Genomic DNA, 19,597 nt, shown 5'->3' on the forward strand with positions numbered 1-19,597 from the left:
CTTAAGTAGAGATATTTAAAGGAGGGCTTAAAGAATGTCTGAACAAAACAAAGCGAAAGCATTACCAGATCGCAACGAGATTGAAGAAGCAAGTACGTGGCGATTAGAAGATATTTTCCAAACGGATGCAGAATGGGAAAAAGAATTCCAGGCTATTAAAGAGCTATTACCGAAGTTAACTGAATTTAAAGGGAAACTTGGTGACTCTGCGGACAATTTACTTGAGGCATTGCAATATGAAGATGAAATTTCAATGCGATTAGGTAAGCTATATACATATGCTCATATGCGTTACGATCAAGATACAACAAACTCTGTATATCAAGCATTAAATGATCGCGCAACAAATTTATATTCACAAGTATCTAGTAGCACAGCGTATATTGTGCCTGAAATTTTATCGATTTCAGAAGATACAATGCAAACATTCTTGAAGGAAAATAGAGATTTAAGTGTATATGAACATGCATTAGAAGAAATTACACGTCAACGCCCGCACGTATTATCAGAAGCTGAGGAGGCTTTATTAGCGGAAGCATCTGAAGTAATGAGTTCATCAAGCAATACATTCGGTATGTTGAATAACGCGGATTTAAAATTCCCATCTATTAAAGGTGAAGACGGAGAAGAAATAGAAATTACACATGGCCGTTACATTCAGTTTTTAGAAAGTGATGATCCTCGTGTTCGCGAAGATGCATTTAAAGCTGTATATGAAACGTATGGGAAATTTAAAAATACATTCGCAAGTACGTTAAGTGGAGCAGTAAAACGTAATAATTTCAATGCGCGTGTTCGTAAATATGATTCTGCTCGCCAAGCTGCACTGAGCAATAATAATATTCCGGAAGCAGTATACGATCAACTCGTTGAAACGGTAAATGACAACTTACATTTATTACACCGTTACATCGATATTCGTAAGCGTGCATTAGGACTTGATGAGCTTCATATGTATGATTTATATACACCACTTGTACCAGAAGTGAAAATGAATGTGAAATACGAAGAAGCACAAGACCTTTTATTAAAATCTTTAAACGTACTTGGTGATGAATATGTTGATATTTTGAAAGAGGCATATGAAAATCGCTGGGTAGATGTGTATGAGAATAAAGGAAAACGAAGCGGGGCATACTCATCTGGTGCATATGGAACAAATCCGTATATTTTAATGAACTGGCATGATAATGTAAATAACTTATTTACACTTGCTCATGAGTTTGGTCATTCGGTGCATAGTTACTATACAAGAAAAACACAACCGCACGTATATGGTGATTATTCCATCTTTGTAGCAGAAGTGGCATCTACTTGTAATGAAGCGCTTCTAAATGATTATTTATTAAAAACGACAGAAGATAAGAAAGAGCGTCTATATTTATTAAATCATTATTTAGAAGGGTTCCGTGGTACTGTATTCCGTCAAACGATGTTTGCAGAGTTTGAACATATTATTCATAAGAAAGTACAAGAAGGACATGCTGTTACGCCAGATATGCTAACGGAAATCTACTATGATTTAAATAAGAAATATTTCGGTGACGCTTTAGTAATCGACGAAGAGATTGGTTTAGAATGGTCTCGTATTCCACACTTCTACTACAACTATTACGTATATCAATACGCAACAGGATTTAGTGCAGCGACTGCTCTATCTAAACAGATTTTAGAAGAAGGACAACCAGCAGTAGAACGTTATATTAACGAGTTCTTAAAAGCAGGAAGCTCTGATTATCCAATTGAAGTGCTGAAAAAAGCAGGAGTAGATATGGCATCTCCTGAACCAGTAAAAGAGGCACTACAAGTATTTGAAGAGAAATTAAATGAATTAGAAGCATTATTATTTGAAGAAAAGTAATGAAAAAAGACGAGGGATTGTATCCTCGTCTTTTTTTTGAATAGATTAAATGTCGATATATGTCGAAAAAACAAGGTGAATTTCTTTGTTTTTTCTAACTGAAAGGATAGTTTTACGGCTGATTTTTGAAATTAAAACCCTTTGAATCGTTTTTTATGATTGAAATAAGAGAGAGTGATAACAATGATTCCGAATAAAAGAGGTAAGGCAATAATTTTAGGAAAAGCTTGTAGTAGAGAGAGGATGTACAAGAAAAAAGAAACGATGACAGCTAGAAAGAGAAGAGCAATATAAGATTTTTTCATAAATAAACCCCCTAAATGACCTTTTTTATAGCTTATTCAAAAATGAAAACGTTTAGAATGTGACAAAAGTGTGAAATTCGACAAAAGGGGTTGTCATCTGACGTCGAATCTTGTAATATAATAAGCGTGAACGAATTCACATACAAACATATACCCCTTTGTTTGAACGTGAAAATTTCTCCCATCCCCTTTAATATTTTTATAAGCCGTAAAGAAGAAGACCTGGTGTTTACACCAGGTCTTTTTCTTTTGCTATCCATTTCCAATAACGTTCGCATTTTACTTCTATCATTTGTACTTTTCGTTTCAGTTGTAATTTTTTAAGTTCGCGCTCAATTTCTTGTTGCGGACAGTCATAAATAAATGCTACTTCTTTTGAAGATATAAATTGTGTTGCTTCTAGTAGCACTTCTAAAGGTGGTAATGGTTCTGGCTCAATTTCACATTTTACAAGTTCTTTCAATAATTGTACGTATACATCGTAGGAATAATTTCCAGCGATTTTAATACCTTCTTCATCTGAGTTCGCATGAAAAAAGACGAGGGAGGGTATTTCTGTAATATGCATTTCATTCGTGAATTTCAAGTCACATTGGAAAGCTTTTTTTGCACTAGCAGAATGTAGATCTTTTTTAAATTCTTCTACATCAATATTGCTATCTTTCGCACATGCAAGTAATAGTTCGCAGTCAGGGCTTGATACATTTTCAAGGAAAATGTATTCTTGGAGTTTTCGCAAAAACTTCGAACCTGCTTTTCGGCCTTGCAACTCCGCTGCTTTAATTGCCATCGAAACTAAATATGGTGTTGACGATGCTTCTTGCATATGTACCTTTCCATCGCATGAAAAACCTTGTAAACTTGTTGTCTTTTCCCACACAAATCGAATATTAGCAGGTTTATTCCATTTGTGTGAGGAAGCGTTCGTTCCATCCACTTTTCCTGTTACGATATGACGAATAGAGAAGTATTTCCCGTATTCAAGCCATAGTTTAATGATAAAAGGCTCAATTTCCCAGCAATCTTTACAAAGTGGATCAATAAATAAATATGCTTCTACAGACTTATGCTCACATGCGGAAGGAGATGGCATATTTATATGCTTTGCTTCCTGCTTATCCATTACACTTCACCTGTTTCGTTTGGAGTATTAACCATATGCTGAGCGGTTAATGCTAAACGTTCAAAGACAAACTCTCTTATATGACCATGCACTCCAGTATCATCCATTGCTTGCTCCATGCATGATAGCCAAGCCTCTGCTCGTTTTGGAGTAATCTCAAACGGAAGATGGCGTGCTCTTAACATAGGATGACCATGTTCTTCAGTGTACAAATTAGGACCACCTAAATATTGTGTTAAAAATTGCTTCTGCTTCCTAGCGGTTTCTGTTAAATCTTCCGGGAAGATGGGAGATAAGTCAGGGTGTTTACTGACATAGGAATAAAATGTATCTACTAATATTGCAATGCATTGTTCACCGCCAATTGCTTCAAATGGTGTCATCGGTTGCTTGCTCATCCTTTATAAACTCCTTTTTCCATGAAATGTATATCTATTGTAGCAATGGAATGTTCGAGAGGGCAAATAAACAGCCTTCTCAAAGATTCTTTGCTTATTCTACGGGTGTAAACTTTTTTAGTGAGATGTATCCACTAGTGAAACATATTCACTAGTGGAATTTTCACTTTAGCGTGCTTTGTTTTGTTTGGCAAGGAAAAAGCGTTTTACTTTGTTATTTGTATGGCGAACAGGTATGTTATGTTGCGTTAATAAATGAATAAATGCAGCTTTTCCTGTTTCTTCATCTTGTACTTCAAATTCAATTTCATAATCATCGTGATTGTAATAGAAACTATGATCAAAGACAAGCGTTCCGCCTTTAAATAATGTTTCTGCTCTTTCTGTTGTTAAACTACCCATATATGTTAAAGCAGAAACAGGAATTTGTAATTTGTGTAATTGATCTACTACTGCTCCTTGAATGATTGTGTTTGATTCCATCATCATTTTTGCTTCGTCTTCTGTTACGACTTGATGCGTTTCTAATAAACCGATTTCTGCAGGTTGTTTCAACGTTAACGTATAAGTTTCTCCTTTATGACGAATACGAAGTGCAGAGCCAGCTTCTTTTAACGAGAAGTCAGGTGTTTCAAAGTAGTGATTCACTTGTTTCGTAAATGCTTCAATAGAAAACGATTTACATAATGTATCGAATTCTTCTTTTGTAACGATATTTTTGAATTCAATTTCAATTTCTTGTGTCATTGTATAATCTCCTTTTGAAAAATAATTCTTTACACATTATCGCTTTTTCATAAATTTGGTTCAATGTTTTATTTGTTTGCGTCCATGTTATGATACAATAATACTGTTAAGTAAGACAGGAAGTTGAGATGGAGGAGTTAGAGCATGCAAAATAAAATCCAAGTTAAGAGCGTAGAAAAGAGAGAGAATGCTCTTATTTTTTGTGCGGAAAATAGTGAAATAGAGGTAAAGGAGTTAAGTGCACGTAATCACGTACTTGTAGACTCAGACAATTTATCATTTTTATATATCTTAGAAAATGAATCATCTTTCATTTATGTAAGTATTCCGCATACATGCTGGGAAGCAATGCATGAAGCGATGAATAACGATGTGGTTATGTTCGTTAGCGTGAATGACATTGAAATGGAATTAGAAGGATTAAAAGAAGAAGTAGAATATTTAGTTGAAAATATTGAAGGTAATGCAAATTACGGAGAAGAATTAGTAACTGCTGTAGAAAAAGTATTTCTATAAGCAAATGGATTGATTTTGGTGGTGGTTGAAATGAATCGAAATTGGGAAGAATTTTTAGCACCTTACCACCAAGCGGTGGCAGAGCTGAAAGTGAAACTAAAAGGAATGCGTACTCAATTTGCAATGTTAACAGAGCATTCTCCAATTGAGTTTGTAACAGGAAGGGTAAAGTCGGTTGCAAGTATTATTGATAAAGCGGAGAAGAGAAATGTACCGCTAGACCGATTGAGAGAAGATATGCAGGATATTGCTGGGCTTAGAATGATGTGTCAATTTGTTGATGAGATTAAGCCTGTTGTAGAATATCTTCGAAAACGAAATGACTTTGAAATCGTGGAAGAACGTGATTATGTCACGCAAAAGAAAGATAGCGGTTATCGTTCTTATCATGTTGTCATTAGTTATCCTGTTCAAACGATTCAGGGTGAACAAAAAGTATTGGTAGAAATCCAAATACGCACGCTAGCAATGAACTTTTGGGCAACAATTGAGCATTCTTTAAATTATAAATATAGTGGACGTTTTCCTGAAGATATTAAAATACGCTTGCAACGTGCAGCTGAAGCGGCGTTTTTATTAGATGAAGAAATGTCTTCTATTCGTCTTGAAATTCAAGAAGCGCAAAAGGCTTTTTCAAGAAAGCAAGAAACGAAAGATTCCGAATCATAAACTAAAGGGTGTTGGGCGATGAAATTTACAATTATGTCAAAGGGAGATCAATCATCAGATACACTGGCAAGCACGATGAAAGAGTACTTGCTAGATTTTGGATTTATAATGGATGAAAAGGAACCCGATATTGTAATTTCTGTTGGGGGAGATGGAACGCTTTTGTATGCGTTTCATCGTTATTATAATCGATTGGATGAAACAGCATTTGTTGGTGTACATACAGGACATTTAGGTTTCTATGCAGATTGGTTACCGACAGAAGTAGAGAAATTAGTAATTGCGATTGCAAAAACACCATTCCAAGTGGTGGAATATCCGCTTTTAGAAGTTATTATTCGCTATGTGAATGGAAGTAAAGAGTCACAGTATTTAGCGATGAATGAGGCGACTGTAAAAAGTGCAGAAGGTACATTAGTAACAGAAGTAGAAATACGCGGAGAATATTTTGAAACATTCCGCGGGGACGGCCTTTGTATTTCTACTCCTTCAGGAAGTACTGCGTATAATAAAGCGCTTGGCGGAGCAATTATTCACCCATCTATTGAAGCGATTCAAATTGCAGAAATGGCGTCCATTAACAATCGTGTGTTTCGTACTGTAGGATCGCCACTCGTATTGCCGAAGCATCATACATGTGTGTTAAAGCCGGCTGCAGGAATGAACTTACAAATTACAGTGGATCATTTAACAATGGTCCATCAAGATGTGAAATCAATCCAGTATCGCGTAGCAAACGAGAAAGTACGATTTGTTCGTTTCCGCCCGTTCCCGTTCTGGAAACGAGTTCGTGACTCGTTTGTTGCAGATAAATAGAAAGGGTTATATATTTGAACAGATTTACATTGAAATGGGATATAGGGCTGACTGAAGAGGGAACTTTAGTTAGGGAATTTTTGAAAACGAAAGGTATTTCTAAAGCCGCTTTAACGGATATAAAGTTTCACGGCGGGGCAATTGAAGTAAATAGTCAACATGCGAGTGTTCGTCATCAGTTGCGCGCTGGTGAAGAATTAAGTGTCTTTTTTCCAGTGGAGGAAAGAAGTGAAGGGATGATGGCAGAAGATATCCCTTTATGCATTGTATATGAAGATGATGCGGTTCTTATCATTGATAAAGAGGCGAACATGTCAACGATTCCGTCTAGAGAACATCCGACAGGGAGTGTTGCCAATGCGATTTTATCTCATTATGATAAGCAGCATCTGGCAAGTACAGTGCACATTGTAACACGGCTAGATCGTGATACTTCAGGGCTTATGCTTATTGCAAAAAATCGTTTCGTGCATCATCTTTTATCTAAGCAGCATCAACAAAAAGCTGTGAAACGAACGTATGAAGCAATTGTTCACGGTGAGATGGTAGAACGAGAAGGAATAATTGATGCACCAATTGGTCGGAAATCTGATAGCATTATTGAGCGAACGGTTTGTGAGGATGGACAAAGGGCGGTTACTCATTTTAAAGTAATTGATAGTACATATGATAAGACACATGTAGCGCTGGGGCTTGAGACAGGAAGAACGCATCAAATTCGTGTGCATATGGCTCATATAGGACATCCATTACTTGGTGATAACTTATATGGAGGAAGAAGGGATGAAATGAAACGGCAAGCACTTCATAGTAAATCTTTGACGTTTTATCATCCTATTTTAGAGAAAGAAATGTCTTTCACTATAAAAATTCCAAGCGATATGCAAGAGCTACTTAGGAATGCTTAAAAAAGGAACAAAATTCTTATATTATAAAGAATTTTGTTCCCTTTTTTCTTAGCGGAATAATATTAAAATTTGGTTTTCACCCGTACGCTTTATAACGAAAAATCCACTTTCGGCTTTTGTAGCAATGCCATTGTCATTTGGACGACAATATCCATGAGTTTCGCAAGTGCTGTCATCACGTACTAACATTTGCCCAATTAATCCGACAGGAAGCCACTCGGCGCGATCTTTTCTTGCTACATATTTGCAAGCTGGATCCCATTCTGTATTTAAAAGAGGTTGTATTTCTTCTGTTTCCGTCCATACATATTGGCGTTTCCCAAAGTTATCTGTTTTATAGCGTTTTTGCCAACTTAAAGCCCCGCTATTTCCTATAAGTGCAGGGGTTGCACTAGATATTCCTAAAATGAACGAATCGTGTGAAGTAGCTATCCGAATTTTTTCTTCGCTACTAAATGTAACGAAATAACCGACATCAATAGGTTTATGACCTTCTGTTTCAAACATTTGTGCAAAATCCGTTCCGCTTGCATTGTAAGACGCGCCCTCAATGTACATTTCTCCATTATGGGCAAGCCATTTAGCACCGATATTATGGTCGGTGTCGTTTACACCATTTGCAATAAACCAAGAATAAGCTTCTTCTGCAGTGCCGAAGCGCCCCATAATATGGCTACCTGCAAAATGAGCTGTTGATGTATGATGACCTTCCGCATGAGAAGAGGATCCGTTAGCGATAGTTGCGGTTCCTTCTGCGTGTGCTGCTTCGCCTAAAGCAATCGTCTGTTTACCCTCCGCATGAGAATAAGCACCGCCTGCTGTCGTTTCACTTCCCTCACTATGCGAACTATGTCCAGTTGCTTTTGAGTTTGATCCTTCTGCATGAGAGAAAGAACCTTTTGCGTGCGTTAATAAGCCTTCCGCATGTGCTGCCATGCCTTCCGCATGAGAGTGAAGCCCCTCCGCATATGCATATCGGCCGCCCCTTTTAACTTTTGTATTTTCAGGTGTAGGTGTCTCAATTATGAGTGGTTTTTCAGTTTGTATATCATTCGATGAAGCTAATGCTTCTTTTATTTTTTTTACTTTGTTTATAATAGCAGCTGGAATTTCTGGTTCCACTTTTTTATTTATTGCTACAGAAATATTTTCTTCCGCCTTTTCTTCTGTTTGGTTAGAATGTAGTACCTGTTCATCTTGATTTGAGAGCTGTTTATTTTTTTGTTGCATCTTTATTTTTTTACGATCGATTATGCGGCTCATCACAGCATTTTCTAAAGAGACATATGTTGGTTTTACTTTGCTTTTTTTTGATGACTCTTGTTCTTCCAGTTCTTCTATCGCTGCAGCTCGAATACTACACCAGTTGTTAATTCCGTACATGGGCAGATATAAAGGGGGAAATTTTCTTTTTTGTTTAGAAGATTTTTTCTTCATTCTGTCACCTCCTGCGACATTATATGTAGGGTAATTAAAAAAAGATGCACTTTATTGCATCTTTTTTTAATTACTTTACCTAGTTTTATATGATATCTGCCTAAATAATGCTAAGTAAGGTAGTTATGAAATTGGACGGAATTTCTCAGCGACAAAAGGTAACGAAGAAGGGACAGAGATAGTCTCCATTTCAGGATAACGTAATCCGGTTAATTTGCCACCAAATACAGCACCAGTATCAATATTGACTGTCTGATTGACGAATCGAGGTTCTGCTACTGGTGTATGTCCATATACAATCCAAGCTTGCCCCTTGTATTCTTGCGCCCAATCACGACGGACAGGTGAGCCATCGGCATGCTTTTCTCCTGTAATATCGCCATATAATACAAAGGTTTGTACTTTTTTATCTCGTCTTCCTATGTAATCTTGCCGAATCCCAGCGTGACATACGATTACTCTTTTTTCATCTAGTATGTGGTAGAGCGGTGATTGTTCATAAAGAGTGGTAAACTTTTCTTTTATAATGTTTTGCTTACGAGAAGGAAGTGCTTCATATTCAGCAACAGTTGTTTCAAGTCCGTGAGCGACTGTTACATTACGTCCAAGGAAAAATCGATATAGTTTATTACAGTGATTTCCAGGAGCGTAATAAGCTTCTTTTTTATGTATGACAAGTTCCCATACAATTTCGATCATACGTAATGAATGAGGACCACGGTCTGTAATATCGCCAACGAATGCAAGTTTACGTTGGTCAGGGTGAACCGGTAGACCGCTACTCCAGTTATATCCTAGCTTCTCTGTTAAATTTTGAAACTCTTGGAAGCATCCATGAATATCTCCTATAATGTCATATTTCATATTTAAACCTCCATCGTATTTTTCATTAGTATATCTAAAAAAGGATAGAGATAAAAATATAGCGTTTTTTTGTTGTTCATTTAAACATAAAGATTTTCGTTCTTGAGCGAACATTTAAAATGAATCCAATCGCAATCATGTATGTAAGTAGTGAACTTCCTCCGTAGCTCATAAGAGGTAATGTTATCCCTGTAATGGGAAGTAATCCGATTGTCATCCCGATATTTTGGAATACTTGGAAAGTAAACATTCCGATTGTACCAGCGCAAATGTAACTACCGAAAGGGTCATTACTTTCTAAAGCGATATGAATCATTCGAAAAATGAGTAAGAAAAAAAGTGAAATAATGACACTTGCGCCTAGAAATCCAAATTGTTCAGCGACATTAGTGAAAATAAAATCTGTATGTGGTTCTGGAAAATATACTTGTCCATTTTCCCACCCTTTTCCTTGCATTTCTCCGGATCCAGTCGCTAAGAATGCTTGTCTTAATTGATAGCCTTGTGCATCATATTTGTAAGGTGCTAACCATCCGTAGAAGCGATTTAGTTGATATTCTTTTAAAATGTGTGCTTTAAAGAAATCTGTGTGAGTAAAAAAAATATATATTAATGTAGATCCAGCGACGAAAGTACCTGAAACTAATCCGAAAATAAAACGCCATCGTATGCCAGAAACTAGTATCATTGCTGCAAGCATCGCTGAAATGACCATTGTGTTTCCTAAATCTGGTTCTTTTGCAATAAGTAGTAGTGGTGGCAAACTTGTCGCAAATATTTTTCCAAGTAATAAAAAATCGTCACGCACTGTTCTGGAAAAATATTTCTCATTATGATTTGCTATAATTCGTCCAATGACGATAATTAAAAATAATTTCATAATTTCAGAAGGCTGAAAATTTCCGATGCCCGAGAGCCTGTACCAAGCAGTAGCGCCTTTAATTGTAACGGCACCTGGTACTTGAAGTTCTAGTCCTATAAGTAGTACCATTGCAAAGCTATACAAATACCAAGCAATTTTTTGATAACGATCGAAATCGATAATCATAATAACACCAATGGCTATAAATCCAATGAAGTACCATTGGATTTGCTTTAGTACAAAATTGACGTTTTGTAAAAATGGTGGTAAAGAGGCTTGCGCACTTGCAATAGCACAGCAACTAACAATCCCAATGGCAAATAAAATAAATAGTAATACGTAGTCTATTTGATATTGAGAATTTGGATCTTTCAATGTAGGTATTCCTTTCTACTGCTCTTTATAGTAATGGATTTTATAGTATGAGAAAGAATGTATGAACTATACGAATGATTCGCATATAGCCCATACACTTTTGATTTTGCAGAGTAGTTTAATTGTTTAACTCTTTAATAATTATATCCAAACAATGGGAAAGACGTACATGTGCATCAGGAAAAATATCTAGTTGATGAAGATAGTATTTTAAGGAACTTTTACACCATTGGTAAGCACTAAGTAGAGCTGCTCTATAGTCCGTAGTATTTTGTAAAAAGCCATATTCTTTTGCTGTTATAACAAGGTGTGTGAAATCTTCACAACCTTGAAGGAGCTTATTGTGTATTTGTTGTCCTGCATGGTAGCGAAATTGACTTAAAGGCTCAGAAATGTATATTGCATTTCCTTTAGAAAGTAAAGAAATCCATGAGGCCATATCAACACTACAAGAATATTGTCGCTCTTTAAGGGTACCAAAAGGATCCGTGAGCAATTCTTTTCGAAACAAAGTAGTTGTAGGCTCACCGATAATGTTGTGCCCGCCCTTTAACATCCAATTACCTAAAAATATTCCGTTTAATGGAGTGTCTTCACTATATAACCTTTGGGTTGGATGGGAATCACCGATTAGATTTCCATGATCATCAATACGTACTCGATAAGAAGTAACAAGAGCAAGATTTTTATTGGAATCTTGCTCAAAATAGTTCATCATTTTTTGTATTTTATGCTTATAAAACACGTCATCGTCCATTAAAAAATTTATATACTCACCATTTGATTTTTCTATGAGCATAAGGTCATTGTGAAATTGTCCTAGAGTAGGGATATTTCGAATGTATGTTATATTTTTATAATTTGGTAAGTATTGTTCGCGTATTAAAGTTTCTGTTTCATCATTTGTGCTGTCATCTCCGATGATGATTTCAATATTTGAATAAGTTTGTGCCAATGCACTTTCTAGAGCGATTTTAAAATAATGAGGCCGATTATAAGTGGGAATAAGGATGGAAACGAGAGGTGGATTTTTTTCATTCATCATACATAACTTCCTTTCAGAAGCTTTTTTTTGTAAGAACAATATCTTGGTAACTTGTATATTCATTTCTGCCGCACCATAAACCGTAATGCGGCTTATTAATTATTTCTAGGCCGTACTTATTCAATAGATTGCAAATATCTGTCTCAGGATAAGCAACTGCGAAATTCGGAATCTCTTTATTTACAACGTAGCAATTTTCGATTCGATGATAAAAACCTAATGTACTTTGTCCTGCATTTAAATAATAGGACGATTCAGGGTTTATAAGAAAGAATGTAATGAAACATCTCCCGTCTTTTTTTAATACACGTAAAATTTCAGATACGTAATGTTCTAATTCTTTTGGGAGAAGATGTGTAAATACAGAAGTTAAAAAGATAAAATCGAATGTTTCGTCTTCATAGGGAAAACGATATTGAGAGGCATCTTCTTTTCCTTCCGGATTATAGAATTGATTGTATATGTCAACATGTTCAAAGTGAAAATTATTACGCATAGTTGAAATGTTATTTTGACACCAAGTAATTCCATCTTTAAACAAATCAAATCCATAATACGCTCCATCATCATTTAAGTAATTCATTAATGGTACAGCCATTCGGCCGACGCCGCAGCCTACATCTAATACTTTTTCATTTGATTTTAAAGCGCCAATTTGAATAAAATGCTTTAGGAACTCTTTTCCAACCTTTTTGAAGTCGCCACCTACATATTGGACGAGTTCAGGAGGGGGGAGTAAAGTCATTTCTTTGTTAAATTCGCTCATGAGTATACCCCTTTCTTATGTGAGAATATGCAGTAACTCTATTAATGAAATTTTCAATTTGTAGTGAGAGAACACAGGAAAACAATTGTTATATGTAAGGAGATTCCACAAAAGAAATACTTAATTGGATTAGAAGTGAGAGAAGGATGAGTAGAAATGGAATCTCCTATAGATTAAATCTTGTTTATTCTTTTCTCCAATAAACGCCAAATACATCAATTTTAGTAATAGGGGCTTTTAAATTTCGTTGCTGTCTAAAGTCTGTCACAGCCTCAGCGCATGGTGGTAGCCCGTAGTCATCGATAATTATATAGCCACCTTTAGAAACTTTATCATATAAGTTCATGAGACCATCCATGGTGGATTCGTACATATCACCATCAAGCCGTGCAATTGCTATTTTTTCAATTGGTGCTGTTGGTAAAGTATCTTTAAACCAACCTTTTAAAAATTTCACTTGATCATTTAGTAAATCATATTTTTTGAAATTCTCTTGTACTTGTTCTAAAGAGACGCGTAAGTAATCGAATGTGTGTAAATAATCACCGTAATCTTTTGGATATTGTTCTAGATTCGGTGCTGGTAAACCTTCAAATGAATCTGCAACCCACACATTACGGTCCGTAATGTTGTTTGCTTGTAAAAAACCATTCATAAAAATGCATGATCCTCCGCGCCATACGCCTGTTTCAATAAAATCACCTTCTATATTTTCACGAACAACGGTTTCCATTGCCTCTTGTAATTGGTTCATACGTTCTCGACCAATCATGCTATGTGCTGCTCTTGGCCAATCCATTCCATCATGACGTTCACTTTTTGAAACATTTGGTTTTACAATTTTTAAGTTATGGTTTTCAGCATATTGCTTAATGAATAAAGGGAGGGGGACTGTAACTGGTTCGAATTCTAGTTCTTTCGAAATATGTAGAGATGCGGGTAAGTATGCCTCATATTCCAACCATATTTCAAATAAAATTGTCTTCTTTAGCAATTCGAGATAAAGCTGAACAGCAGATTTACTTTCCATATTTGTGCCTCCTGCAAAATGTCATACAACAATATGATTATGTAGATAGCGAATGTTTCATGATTGAATTTAAAATTGAAAAAGCAGTAAAACTGATAACAGTTCTACTGCTAAGTAAAAAATTAAGCAACTTTTTCAATAATAATAGATGCATTTGTACCAAGAGCTAATGATAGCCCAAGTCCTGTAACGATTACTTCAACTAATGATGGAGTTGTCGTAATTTGCGTAATTGCTTGAACAACGATAGGTGCTCCAACTGAGATTAAAGTAGCCCCAGTACCTGGTACAGATACCCCATTTACTTGGATTGTAAGCCCCCCTAATACACTTATTGCCGCAGTATATACGATAACAGTGATTTTATAGAATCCAGTTTCAGCAATAACGAAAGTATCAGCATCTAATTGAGAAATTGCTGTACCAAACTGAGATCCAACAGTATTAAATGGTACTGGAGCATTAAGTCCAAGATCTAAAGAAATTCCAGCGGAGTTAAATGCATACAATCCTGCTGGAAGTCCTAGTCCGGATGGTCCAGTCGGTCCAGTCGGTCCAGTAGCCCCAGTTGGCCCGGTAGGTCCAGTAGCTCCAGTGTCACCAGTAGGCCCGGTAGGTCCAGTAGCCCCAGTGTCACCAGTCGGCCCGGTAGGTCCAGTAGCCCCAGTGTCACCAGTCGGCCCGGTAGGTCCAGTAGCCCCAGTGTCACCAGTAGGCCCGGTAGGTCCAGTAGCCCCAGTGTCACCAGTAGTCCCGGTAGGTCCAGTAGTCCCAGTGCCACCAGTAGGTCCAGTAGGTCCAGTAGGCCCAGTAGGTCCAGTAGGCCCAGTAGGTCCAGTAGGCCCGGTAGGTCCAGTAGGCCCCGTAGGTCCGGTAGGTCCAGTAGGCCCGGTCGGCCCAGTCGGAAGGGTAAACGGTGGTATCGGTGGTAATGTTGGTCCTACAAGATTAGGGTCAAATGCACTAGCAGATAAAGATTCATCGGGATTTAATCCATTTGAATAATTATTATTTGACATAAATTCACCTCCATAAAGCGTTCATTATATAGTAGATGCAAAACCGAAAGAAAATGACACGGACATTTGAATTATTGAAAAGAAATCTTAAACTACTTGAACAATTTAAAAAAATGGAAAGTTTAGTATATGTATAACATATGATTGATTTGGAAGAGGGTGATTATGTTGAACAAGCAAGGAATTACAATTAGTTTATGTATGATTGTTCGAGATGAGGAGGAGACAATAGCCCGTTGTTTAGAAACAGTTGAAAAAATTGTGGATGAAATTATAGTAGTTGATACAGGTTCCGTCGATCGAACGAAAGAAATCGTAGAGAAATACACTTCTAACATATATGATTTCCAGTGGATTGATGATTTTGCAGCAGCAAGAAATTTTTCTTTTTCAAAAGCGACGCAAGAGTATATATTGTGGCTAGATGCAGATGACGTCTTATTAGAAGATGCTCAAGAAGCATTGAAATTTTTAAAAAGAGAATTAGATCCTAAAATTGATGCTGTTTCGATGCCTTATCATCTTGCAATGGATTCTAACGGGAAACCTTTATATTGTACAAAAAGAAATCGACTTGTAAAGCGTGAAAAACAATTTCAATGGTTTGGAAAGGTTCATGAGTATTTAGCTATTTCTGGTGAGGTTTTTAGTAGTAATGTTGCTATTACACATAAAAAAGAAAAAAAAGTAACAAATCGTAATTTGAAAATTTTTCAAAATACTGTAGCGGCAGGTGAAGAATTAAGTCCGAGAGATTTATTTTATTACGCAAATGAATCTACGGATAACCAAAAATATGATGATGCAGTTCTTCTATATGAAACATTTCTTAATCAAGACGAAGGATGGTATGAAGAGAAAATTTATGCATGTGGTAAGTTAGGAGATTGCTATGCAAAGCTCGGAATGTGGGAGAAGGCAATCGAATCTTGTGTGAAGTCGTTTCGGTATGACGTCCCTAGAGGAGAGAATTGTACAAGAATAGGATATATATATATGGAACAAGAAAAATATAATGAAGCGATATTTTGGTTTAAACTTGCTACGGAAGTACCAATGGCAACGGAAAGCCCTTTCCATAGTCCAGCTAGCTACACATGGCTACCCTATTTACAAATGTGTATTTGTTATAGCAGGTTAGGGGAGCAGGATAAAGCGTATTATTACAATGAATTAGCAGCTTCTTATGTTCCGAATAATGCTGCAATTGAATATAACCGTAAATATTTTCGGGGAGTTTTTGATAAACCATATAAAGTGTAATAGGTTTCGTTTTTTAGAAATGATTTATCGTTATTCTAACTCTAATAGATTGGTTATATATTAGAGTATCAGTAACGTAACCAATATAAATAAAAGATTTTATACTGCTATTTGCGGGCTAATAATCATTGGGGGATGAAAAAAATCTGCACTTTATAGAATTCATATGAGATTTATATTTCTAATTCAATTTGCATAAGGAGTGTGTGAAATGAATCGCGAAAAAAGTTCTTTATATGAAGAAAAATCCGAGCATTATTATAATGCAGCGAATCCGAATTTATTAAAGCATATAAAAAAGGAATGGAAAGAAGTTCTTGATATTGGTTGCTCGAGTGGTGCATTGGGAGCGGCTATTAAAGAAAATGGTACACGTGTATCAGGAATTGAGGCATTTCCAGAGGCGGCAGAAAAAGCGAAAGAAAGACTAGATCATGTTATTTTAGGGGATATAGAAAAAATAGATCTTCCTTATGAGGAGGGACAATTTGATTGCATCCTATTTGGAGATGTATTAGAGCATTTATTTGATCCGTGGGCTGTGATAGAAAAAGTAAAGCCATATATAAAGAAAAATGGTGTGATTTTAGCAAGTATACCAAACGTTGCTCATATTTCAGTATTAGCTCCCTTACTTGCTGGAAATTGGACGTATACAGAATATGGTTTATTAGATAAAACACATATTCGTTTCTTTACATTCAATGAAATGCTAAGAATGTTTTTAAAAGCAGGATATTCAATTAGTAAAGTAGATCGTGTATATGTTGATCATAAAATGTATGAACCACTTATTGAGGAGTTATATGGAATTTGTAAAAAATATCGTCTTGGAAGTGGCTTCATGGCTGAGACAGTTGTATTTCAGTATATTATTGAAGCTGAAAAATCACAATTATGAGTGCTGCAGACAAAACAATATTATTTGTTACATGTATAAATGATCGGAAATTGTATGCAAACTGCGTGCGACATATATTGCAATTGTTAGTACCGCCAGGATATATTGTCCAATTTATGCCGATTCGAAATGCGAAAAGTATGACGAGTGGATACAATCAAGCCATTTCGCATCCTGCGAAGTATAAAGTTTATTTACATCAAGATGTTTTTATTATAAATAGGGCTTTTTTATACGGATTACTTCAATTATTTGAGGAACATGAACACCTTGGGATGATTGGGATGGTTGGAGCGCAATATGTTCCTCCGACTGGTGTATGGAACGAAGGGCGTGGAATTGTAGGGAAGGTCATTGGTTATATGAATGATTTGTTTTATATGGCAAGTTTAGAACAACCGTATCATGAATCAAAAACATTTATTCCTGTAGAATGTATTGACGGTTTATTAATGGCGACACAATATGATGTTCCGTGGCGAGAAGACATATTTGACGGATTTGATTTTTATGATGTATCTCAATCGTTTGAATTTAAAAAAGCAGGATATACAGTCGGTGTGCCTGTACAGCGCGATGCTTGGTGTATCCATTATCATTTTGATGTGAATATGACGAACTATGAAAAGTATCGAAAAATATTTGTGGAACACTATATGTCAGATGTAAATAAGGAAGAATAAAAGGGGGGACAAAAATGAAAGATCATACAATATTAGTCGTTGTTTGTGTAAATAATGAGGAGCTTTTCAAACAATGTGAGAGCCAAATAAGAAACATTTTTGTTCCCCCTGGTTATGTCGTGCAAATTTTTCCGATACGAGATGCACAAAGTATGGCGAGTGCATACAACCGAGCTCTTTCATATCCAGCGAAATACAAAGTGTATATACATCAAGATACATATCTTATTAATCGAGACATGTTTTCTACACTTATATCTCTTTTTAAAGAAAATGAAAAGCTTGGTTTAATAGGAGTCGCTGGGGCTCAGTTTTTACCGAATAACGGGATATGGTGGGAAGGAAAAAATTTAGTAGGGAAAGTGATTGAGTATAGAAGACAGAATTATCAATTATTAAATTTAGATCAGGTTTTTTATGGTAATCAACCATTTTTGTCAGTTCAGGCAATTGATGGTTTATTCATGGCAACGCAGTATGATATTCCGTGGCGAGAAGATTTGTTTCAAGGGTTTCACTTTTATGATGTGTCACAGTCTTTAGAGTTTCAAAGGGCTGGTTATTTAATCGGTATCCCAAATCAAGCAAATTTATGGTGTATTCATTACAACGGGGATGAGTTTGATGCGGATACATATGAGAAGTACCGGAAAGTGTTTGTAGAACATTACAAAGATATATTATCTCCATCATAAAGGAGAGATGCAAAGTGAAAGGAATTATTTTAGCAGGTGGTACTGGATCGAGATTATATCCAATAACGAAAGTAACGAATAAACATTTACTTCCTGTTGGTCGGTATCCGATGATTTATCATGCGGTATATAAGCTAAAACAATGCGATATTACAGATATTATGATTATTACAGGTAAAGAGCATATGGGGGATGTCGTTAGCTTTTTAGGGAGTGGTCATGAATTTGGAGTGTCCTTTACGTATCGTGTGCAAGATAAAGCGGGCGGGATCGCACAGGCGTTAGGGCTTTGTGAAGATTTCGTCGGGAATGATCGTATGGTAGTTATATTAGGGGATAATATTTTTTCAGATGATATTCTTCCGTATGTTGAAGAGTTTGCAAATCAAAAAGAAGGTGCGAAAGTGCTATTGCAATCTGTAGAAGATCCCGAAAGATTTGGCGTAGCACATATTCAAAACCGAAAAATAGTTGAAATTGAAGAAAAGCCGAAAGAGCCGAAAAGTTCTTATGCGGTTACGGGAATTTATTTGTATGATTCGAAAGTCTTTTCTTATATTAAAGAATTAAAACCTTCTGCACGGGGAGAACTTGAAATTACAGATATAAATAATTGGTATTTAAAACGAGGGGTACTTACTTATAATGAAATGAGCGGCTGGTGGACTGATGCGGGAACTCATGCTTCGCTTCAAAAGGCGAATACGTTAGCACGGGGTATTAATTTTGGGAAACAGTTTAACGGAGAATAGGTGAGAATATGAAAGTTGTAGAAACAAATTTTACCGATGCAAAATTGTTAGAACCGAGGTTGTTTGGAGACGAGCGTGGCTTTTTTTCAGAGAGCTATAATAAGCAGGTGCTAGAAACATTAGGGATAACGTATTCATTTGTACAGGATAACGTATCTTATTCGGCTAAGGCAGGAACGATTCGGGGACTACACTTTCAAAAAAAACCGAAAGCACAAACGAAACTCATTCAAGTTATGCAAGGGGCAATTTATGATGTTATCGTTGATTTACGAAAAAAATCACCAACATTTAAACAATGGAAAGGATATATTTTAAGTGCAGATAACCATCGGCAGTTACTAGTGCCAAAAGGATTTGCGCATGGATTTTGCACGCTTGTCCCGCATACTATCGTTATGTATAAAGTAGATGAATATTATAGCGCAGAGCATGACTCTGGATTACTTTGGGAAGATAAAGATTTAGCAATTCCTTGGCCAGTAACAGATCCTATATTGTCCGATAAGGATCAGATATTGCCATTACTAGAGGAATATGAAGATAGTTTTTAAGTAGGAGA

The 19,597-nt window shown here is 36.2% G+C and carries 22 protein-coding genes; 11 read left to right on the forward strand and 11 right to left on the reverse strand.

The features are described from left to right. Positions 1-34: 34 nt before the first annotated feature. Positions 35-1,861 carry an oligoendopeptidase F gene (gene pepF, locus MRP26_RS10615; RefSeq protein WP_089170608.1) on the forward strand — a complete coding sequence of 609 codons (1,827 nt, stop codon included), beginning with the start codon at positions 35-37 and terminating at the stop codon, positions 1,859-1,861. 131 nt (positions 1,862-1,992) lie between these two features. On the opposite strand, the gene MRP26_RS10620 is transcribed toward pepF, so the two are convergent. From MRP26_RS10620 to MRP26_RS10635, 4 genes are all read right to left on the reverse strand, one after another. Continuing rightward, the gene (locus MRP26_RS10620) at positions 1,993-2,166 is read right to left on the reverse strand and encodes a hypothetical protein (protein WP_000750354.1); all 174 of its coding nucleotides are present in this window, start codon (positions 2,164-2,166) and stop codon (positions 1,993-1,995) included. A gap of 229 nt (positions 2,167-2,395) precedes the next feature. Next, complete coding sequence (locus tag MRP26_RS10625; protein ID WP_053565015.1) at positions 2,396-3,289, reverse strand: ClpXP adapter SpxH family protein; 894 nt, start codon at positions 3,287-3,289, stop codon at positions 2,396-2,398. After that, positions 3,289-3,687 carry a globin domain-containing protein gene (locus MRP26_RS10630; RefSeq protein ID WP_000043386.1) on the reverse strand — a complete coding sequence of 133 codons (399 nt, stop codon included), beginning with the start codon at positions 3,685-3,687 and terminating at the stop codon, positions 3,289-3,291. The genes MRP26_RS10625 and MRP26_RS10630 overlap by 1 nt, the downstream gene beginning before the upstream one ends. A gap of 168 nt (positions 3,688-3,855) precedes the next feature. Further along, positions 3,856-4,434: a CYTH domain-containing protein gene (locus tag MRP26_RS10635; protein ID WP_000191118.1), complete on the reverse strand. Its 579-nt coding sequence runs from the start codon at positions 4,432-4,434 to the stop codon at positions 3,856-3,858. 144 nt (positions 4,435-4,578) lie between these two features. Between MRP26_RS10635 and MRP26_RS10640 the strand changes: the two genes are divergently transcribed. From MRP26_RS10640 to MRP26_RS10655, 4 genes are read left to right on the forward strand one after another with little or no spacing between them, the layout of a single operon-like run. Next, positions 4,579-4,950 (forward strand): UPF0738 family protein, encoded by a 372-nt coding sequence (locus MRP26_RS10640; RefSeq protein WP_001180005.1) that lies wholly within the window; start codon positions 4,579-4,581, stop codon positions 4,948-4,950. A gap of 30 nt (positions 4,951-4,980) precedes the next feature. After that, positions 4,981-5,619 (forward strand): GTP diphosphokinase, encoded by a 639-nt coding sequence (gene yjbM, locus MRP26_RS10645; protein WP_001081482.1) that lies wholly within the window; start codon positions 4,981-4,983, stop codon positions 5,617-5,619. Between the two features lie 18 nt (positions 5,620-5,637). Continuing rightward, complete coding sequence (locus MRP26_RS10650; RefSeq protein WP_000673190.1) at positions 5,638-6,435, forward strand: NAD kinase; 798 nt, start codon at positions 5,638-5,640, stop codon at positions 6,433-6,435. A 14-nt stretch (positions 6,436-6,449) separates the two neighbouring features. After that, a complete protein-coding gene (locus tag MRP26_RS10655; protein WP_197242089.1) occupies positions 6,450-7,343 on the forward strand; it encodes an RluA family pseudouridine synthase in 894 nt (297 codons plus the stop codon). 48 nt (positions 7,344-7,391) lie between these two features. Here the strand turns inward: MRP26_RS10655 and MRP26_RS10660 are convergent, their stop codons facing one another. The 7 genes from MRP26_RS10660 to MRP26_RS10690 all read right to left on the reverse strand — a co-directional run bounded on the left by MRP26_RS10660 (position 7,392) and on the right by MRP26_RS10690 (position 14,741). After that, positions 7,392-8,780, reverse strand: coding sequence for a peptidase G2 autoproteolytic cleavage domain-containing protein (locus MRP26_RS10660; protein WP_075719009.1), 1,389 nt, complete (start codon positions 8,778-8,780; stop codon positions 7,392-7,394). A gap of 123 nt (positions 8,781-8,903) precedes the next feature. Continuing rightward, complete coding sequence (gene prpE / locus MRP26_RS10665; protein ID WP_000872701.1) at positions 8,904-9,644, reverse strand: bis(5'-nucleosyl)-tetraphosphatase PrpE; 741 nt, start codon at positions 9,642-9,644, stop codon at positions 8,904-8,906. Between the two features lie 76 nt (positions 9,645-9,720). After that, entirely contained in the window at positions 9,721-10,881 is a 1,161-nt protein-coding gene (locus tag MRP26_RS10670) for an FtsW/RodA/SpoVE family cell cycle protein (RefSeq protein WP_053565012.1), read from the reverse strand. Positions 10,882-10,999: 118 nt separating this feature from the next. Beyond that, entirely contained in the window at positions 11,000-11,926 is a 927-nt protein-coding gene (locus MRP26_RS10675) for a glycosyltransferase family 2 protein (protein ID WP_053565520.1), read from the reverse strand. A 13-nt stretch (positions 11,927-11,939) separates the two neighbouring features. Next, positions 11,940-12,692 (reverse strand): class I SAM-dependent methyltransferase, encoded by a 753-nt coding sequence (locus tag MRP26_RS10680; RefSeq protein WP_197242091.1) that lies wholly within the window; start codon positions 12,690-12,692, stop codon positions 11,940-11,942. A gap of 184 nt (positions 12,693-12,876) precedes the next feature. Further along, complete coding sequence (locus tag MRP26_RS10685; RefSeq protein WP_197242092.1) at positions 12,877-13,722, reverse strand: TylF/MycF family methyltransferase; 846 nt, start codon at positions 13,720-13,722, stop codon at positions 12,877-12,879. A gap of 122 nt (positions 13,723-13,844) precedes the next feature. After that, on the reverse strand, positions 13,845-14,741 hold the full coding sequence (locus MRP26_RS10690; RefSeq protein ID WP_242806139.1) for a BclA C-terminal domain-containing protein: 897 nt from the start codon (positions 14,739-14,741) through the stop codon (positions 13,845-13,847). A 165-nt stretch (positions 14,742-14,906) separates the two neighbouring features. Between MRP26_RS10690 and MRP26_RS10695 the strand changes: the two genes are divergently transcribed. The 6 genes from MRP26_RS10695 to rfbC all read left to right on the forward strand — a co-directional run bounded on the left by MRP26_RS10695 (position 14,907) and on the right by rfbC (position 19,589). Beyond that, positions 14,907-16,004 carry a glycosyltransferase gene (locus MRP26_RS10695; RefSeq protein ID WP_075719005.1) on the forward strand — a complete coding sequence of 366 codons (1,098 nt, stop codon included), beginning with the start codon at positions 14,907-14,909 and terminating at the stop codon, positions 16,002-16,004. 211 nt (positions 16,005-16,215) lie between these two features. Next, positions 16,216-16,905 carry a class I SAM-dependent methyltransferase gene (locus tag MRP26_RS10700; RefSeq protein WP_075719003.1) on the forward strand — a complete coding sequence of 230 codons (690 nt, stop codon included), beginning with the start codon at positions 16,216-16,218 and terminating at the stop codon, positions 16,903-16,905. Further along, positions 16,902-17,588: a glycosyltransferase family protein gene (locus MRP26_RS10705; RefSeq protein ID WP_063546814.1), complete on the forward strand. Its 687-nt coding sequence runs from the start codon at positions 16,902-16,904 to the stop codon at positions 17,586-17,588. Before MRP26_RS10700 ends, MRP26_RS10705 begins: the two co-directional genes overlap by 4 nt. 14 nt (positions 17,589-17,602) lie before the next feature. Beyond that, positions 17,603-18,283, forward strand: coding sequence for a glycosyltransferase family protein (locus tag MRP26_RS10710; protein WP_000651524.1), 681 nt, complete (start codon positions 17,603-17,605; stop codon positions 18,281-18,283). Between the two features lie 14 nt (positions 18,284-18,297). Then, positions 18,298-19,035: a sugar phosphate nucleotidyltransferase gene (locus MRP26_RS10715; RefSeq protein WP_053565006.1), complete on the forward strand. Its 738-nt coding sequence runs from the start codon at positions 18,298-18,300 to the stop codon at positions 19,033-19,035. Positions 19,036-19,043: 8 nt separating this feature from the next. Continuing rightward, on the forward strand, positions 19,044-19,589 hold the full coding sequence (gene rfbC, locus MRP26_RS10720; protein WP_000869415.1) for a dTDP-4-dehydrorhamnose 3,5-epimerase: 546 nt from the start codon (positions 19,044-19,046) through the stop codon (positions 19,587-19,589). Positions 19,590-19,597 lie beyond the last annotated feature (8 nt).

It is taken from the genome of Bacillus sp. CCB-MMP212 (assembly GCF_022748145.1).
In the GTDB taxonomy this organism is placed as follows: Bacteria; Bacillota; Bacilli; order Bacillales; family Bacillaceae_G; genus Bacillus_A; species Bacillus_A cereus.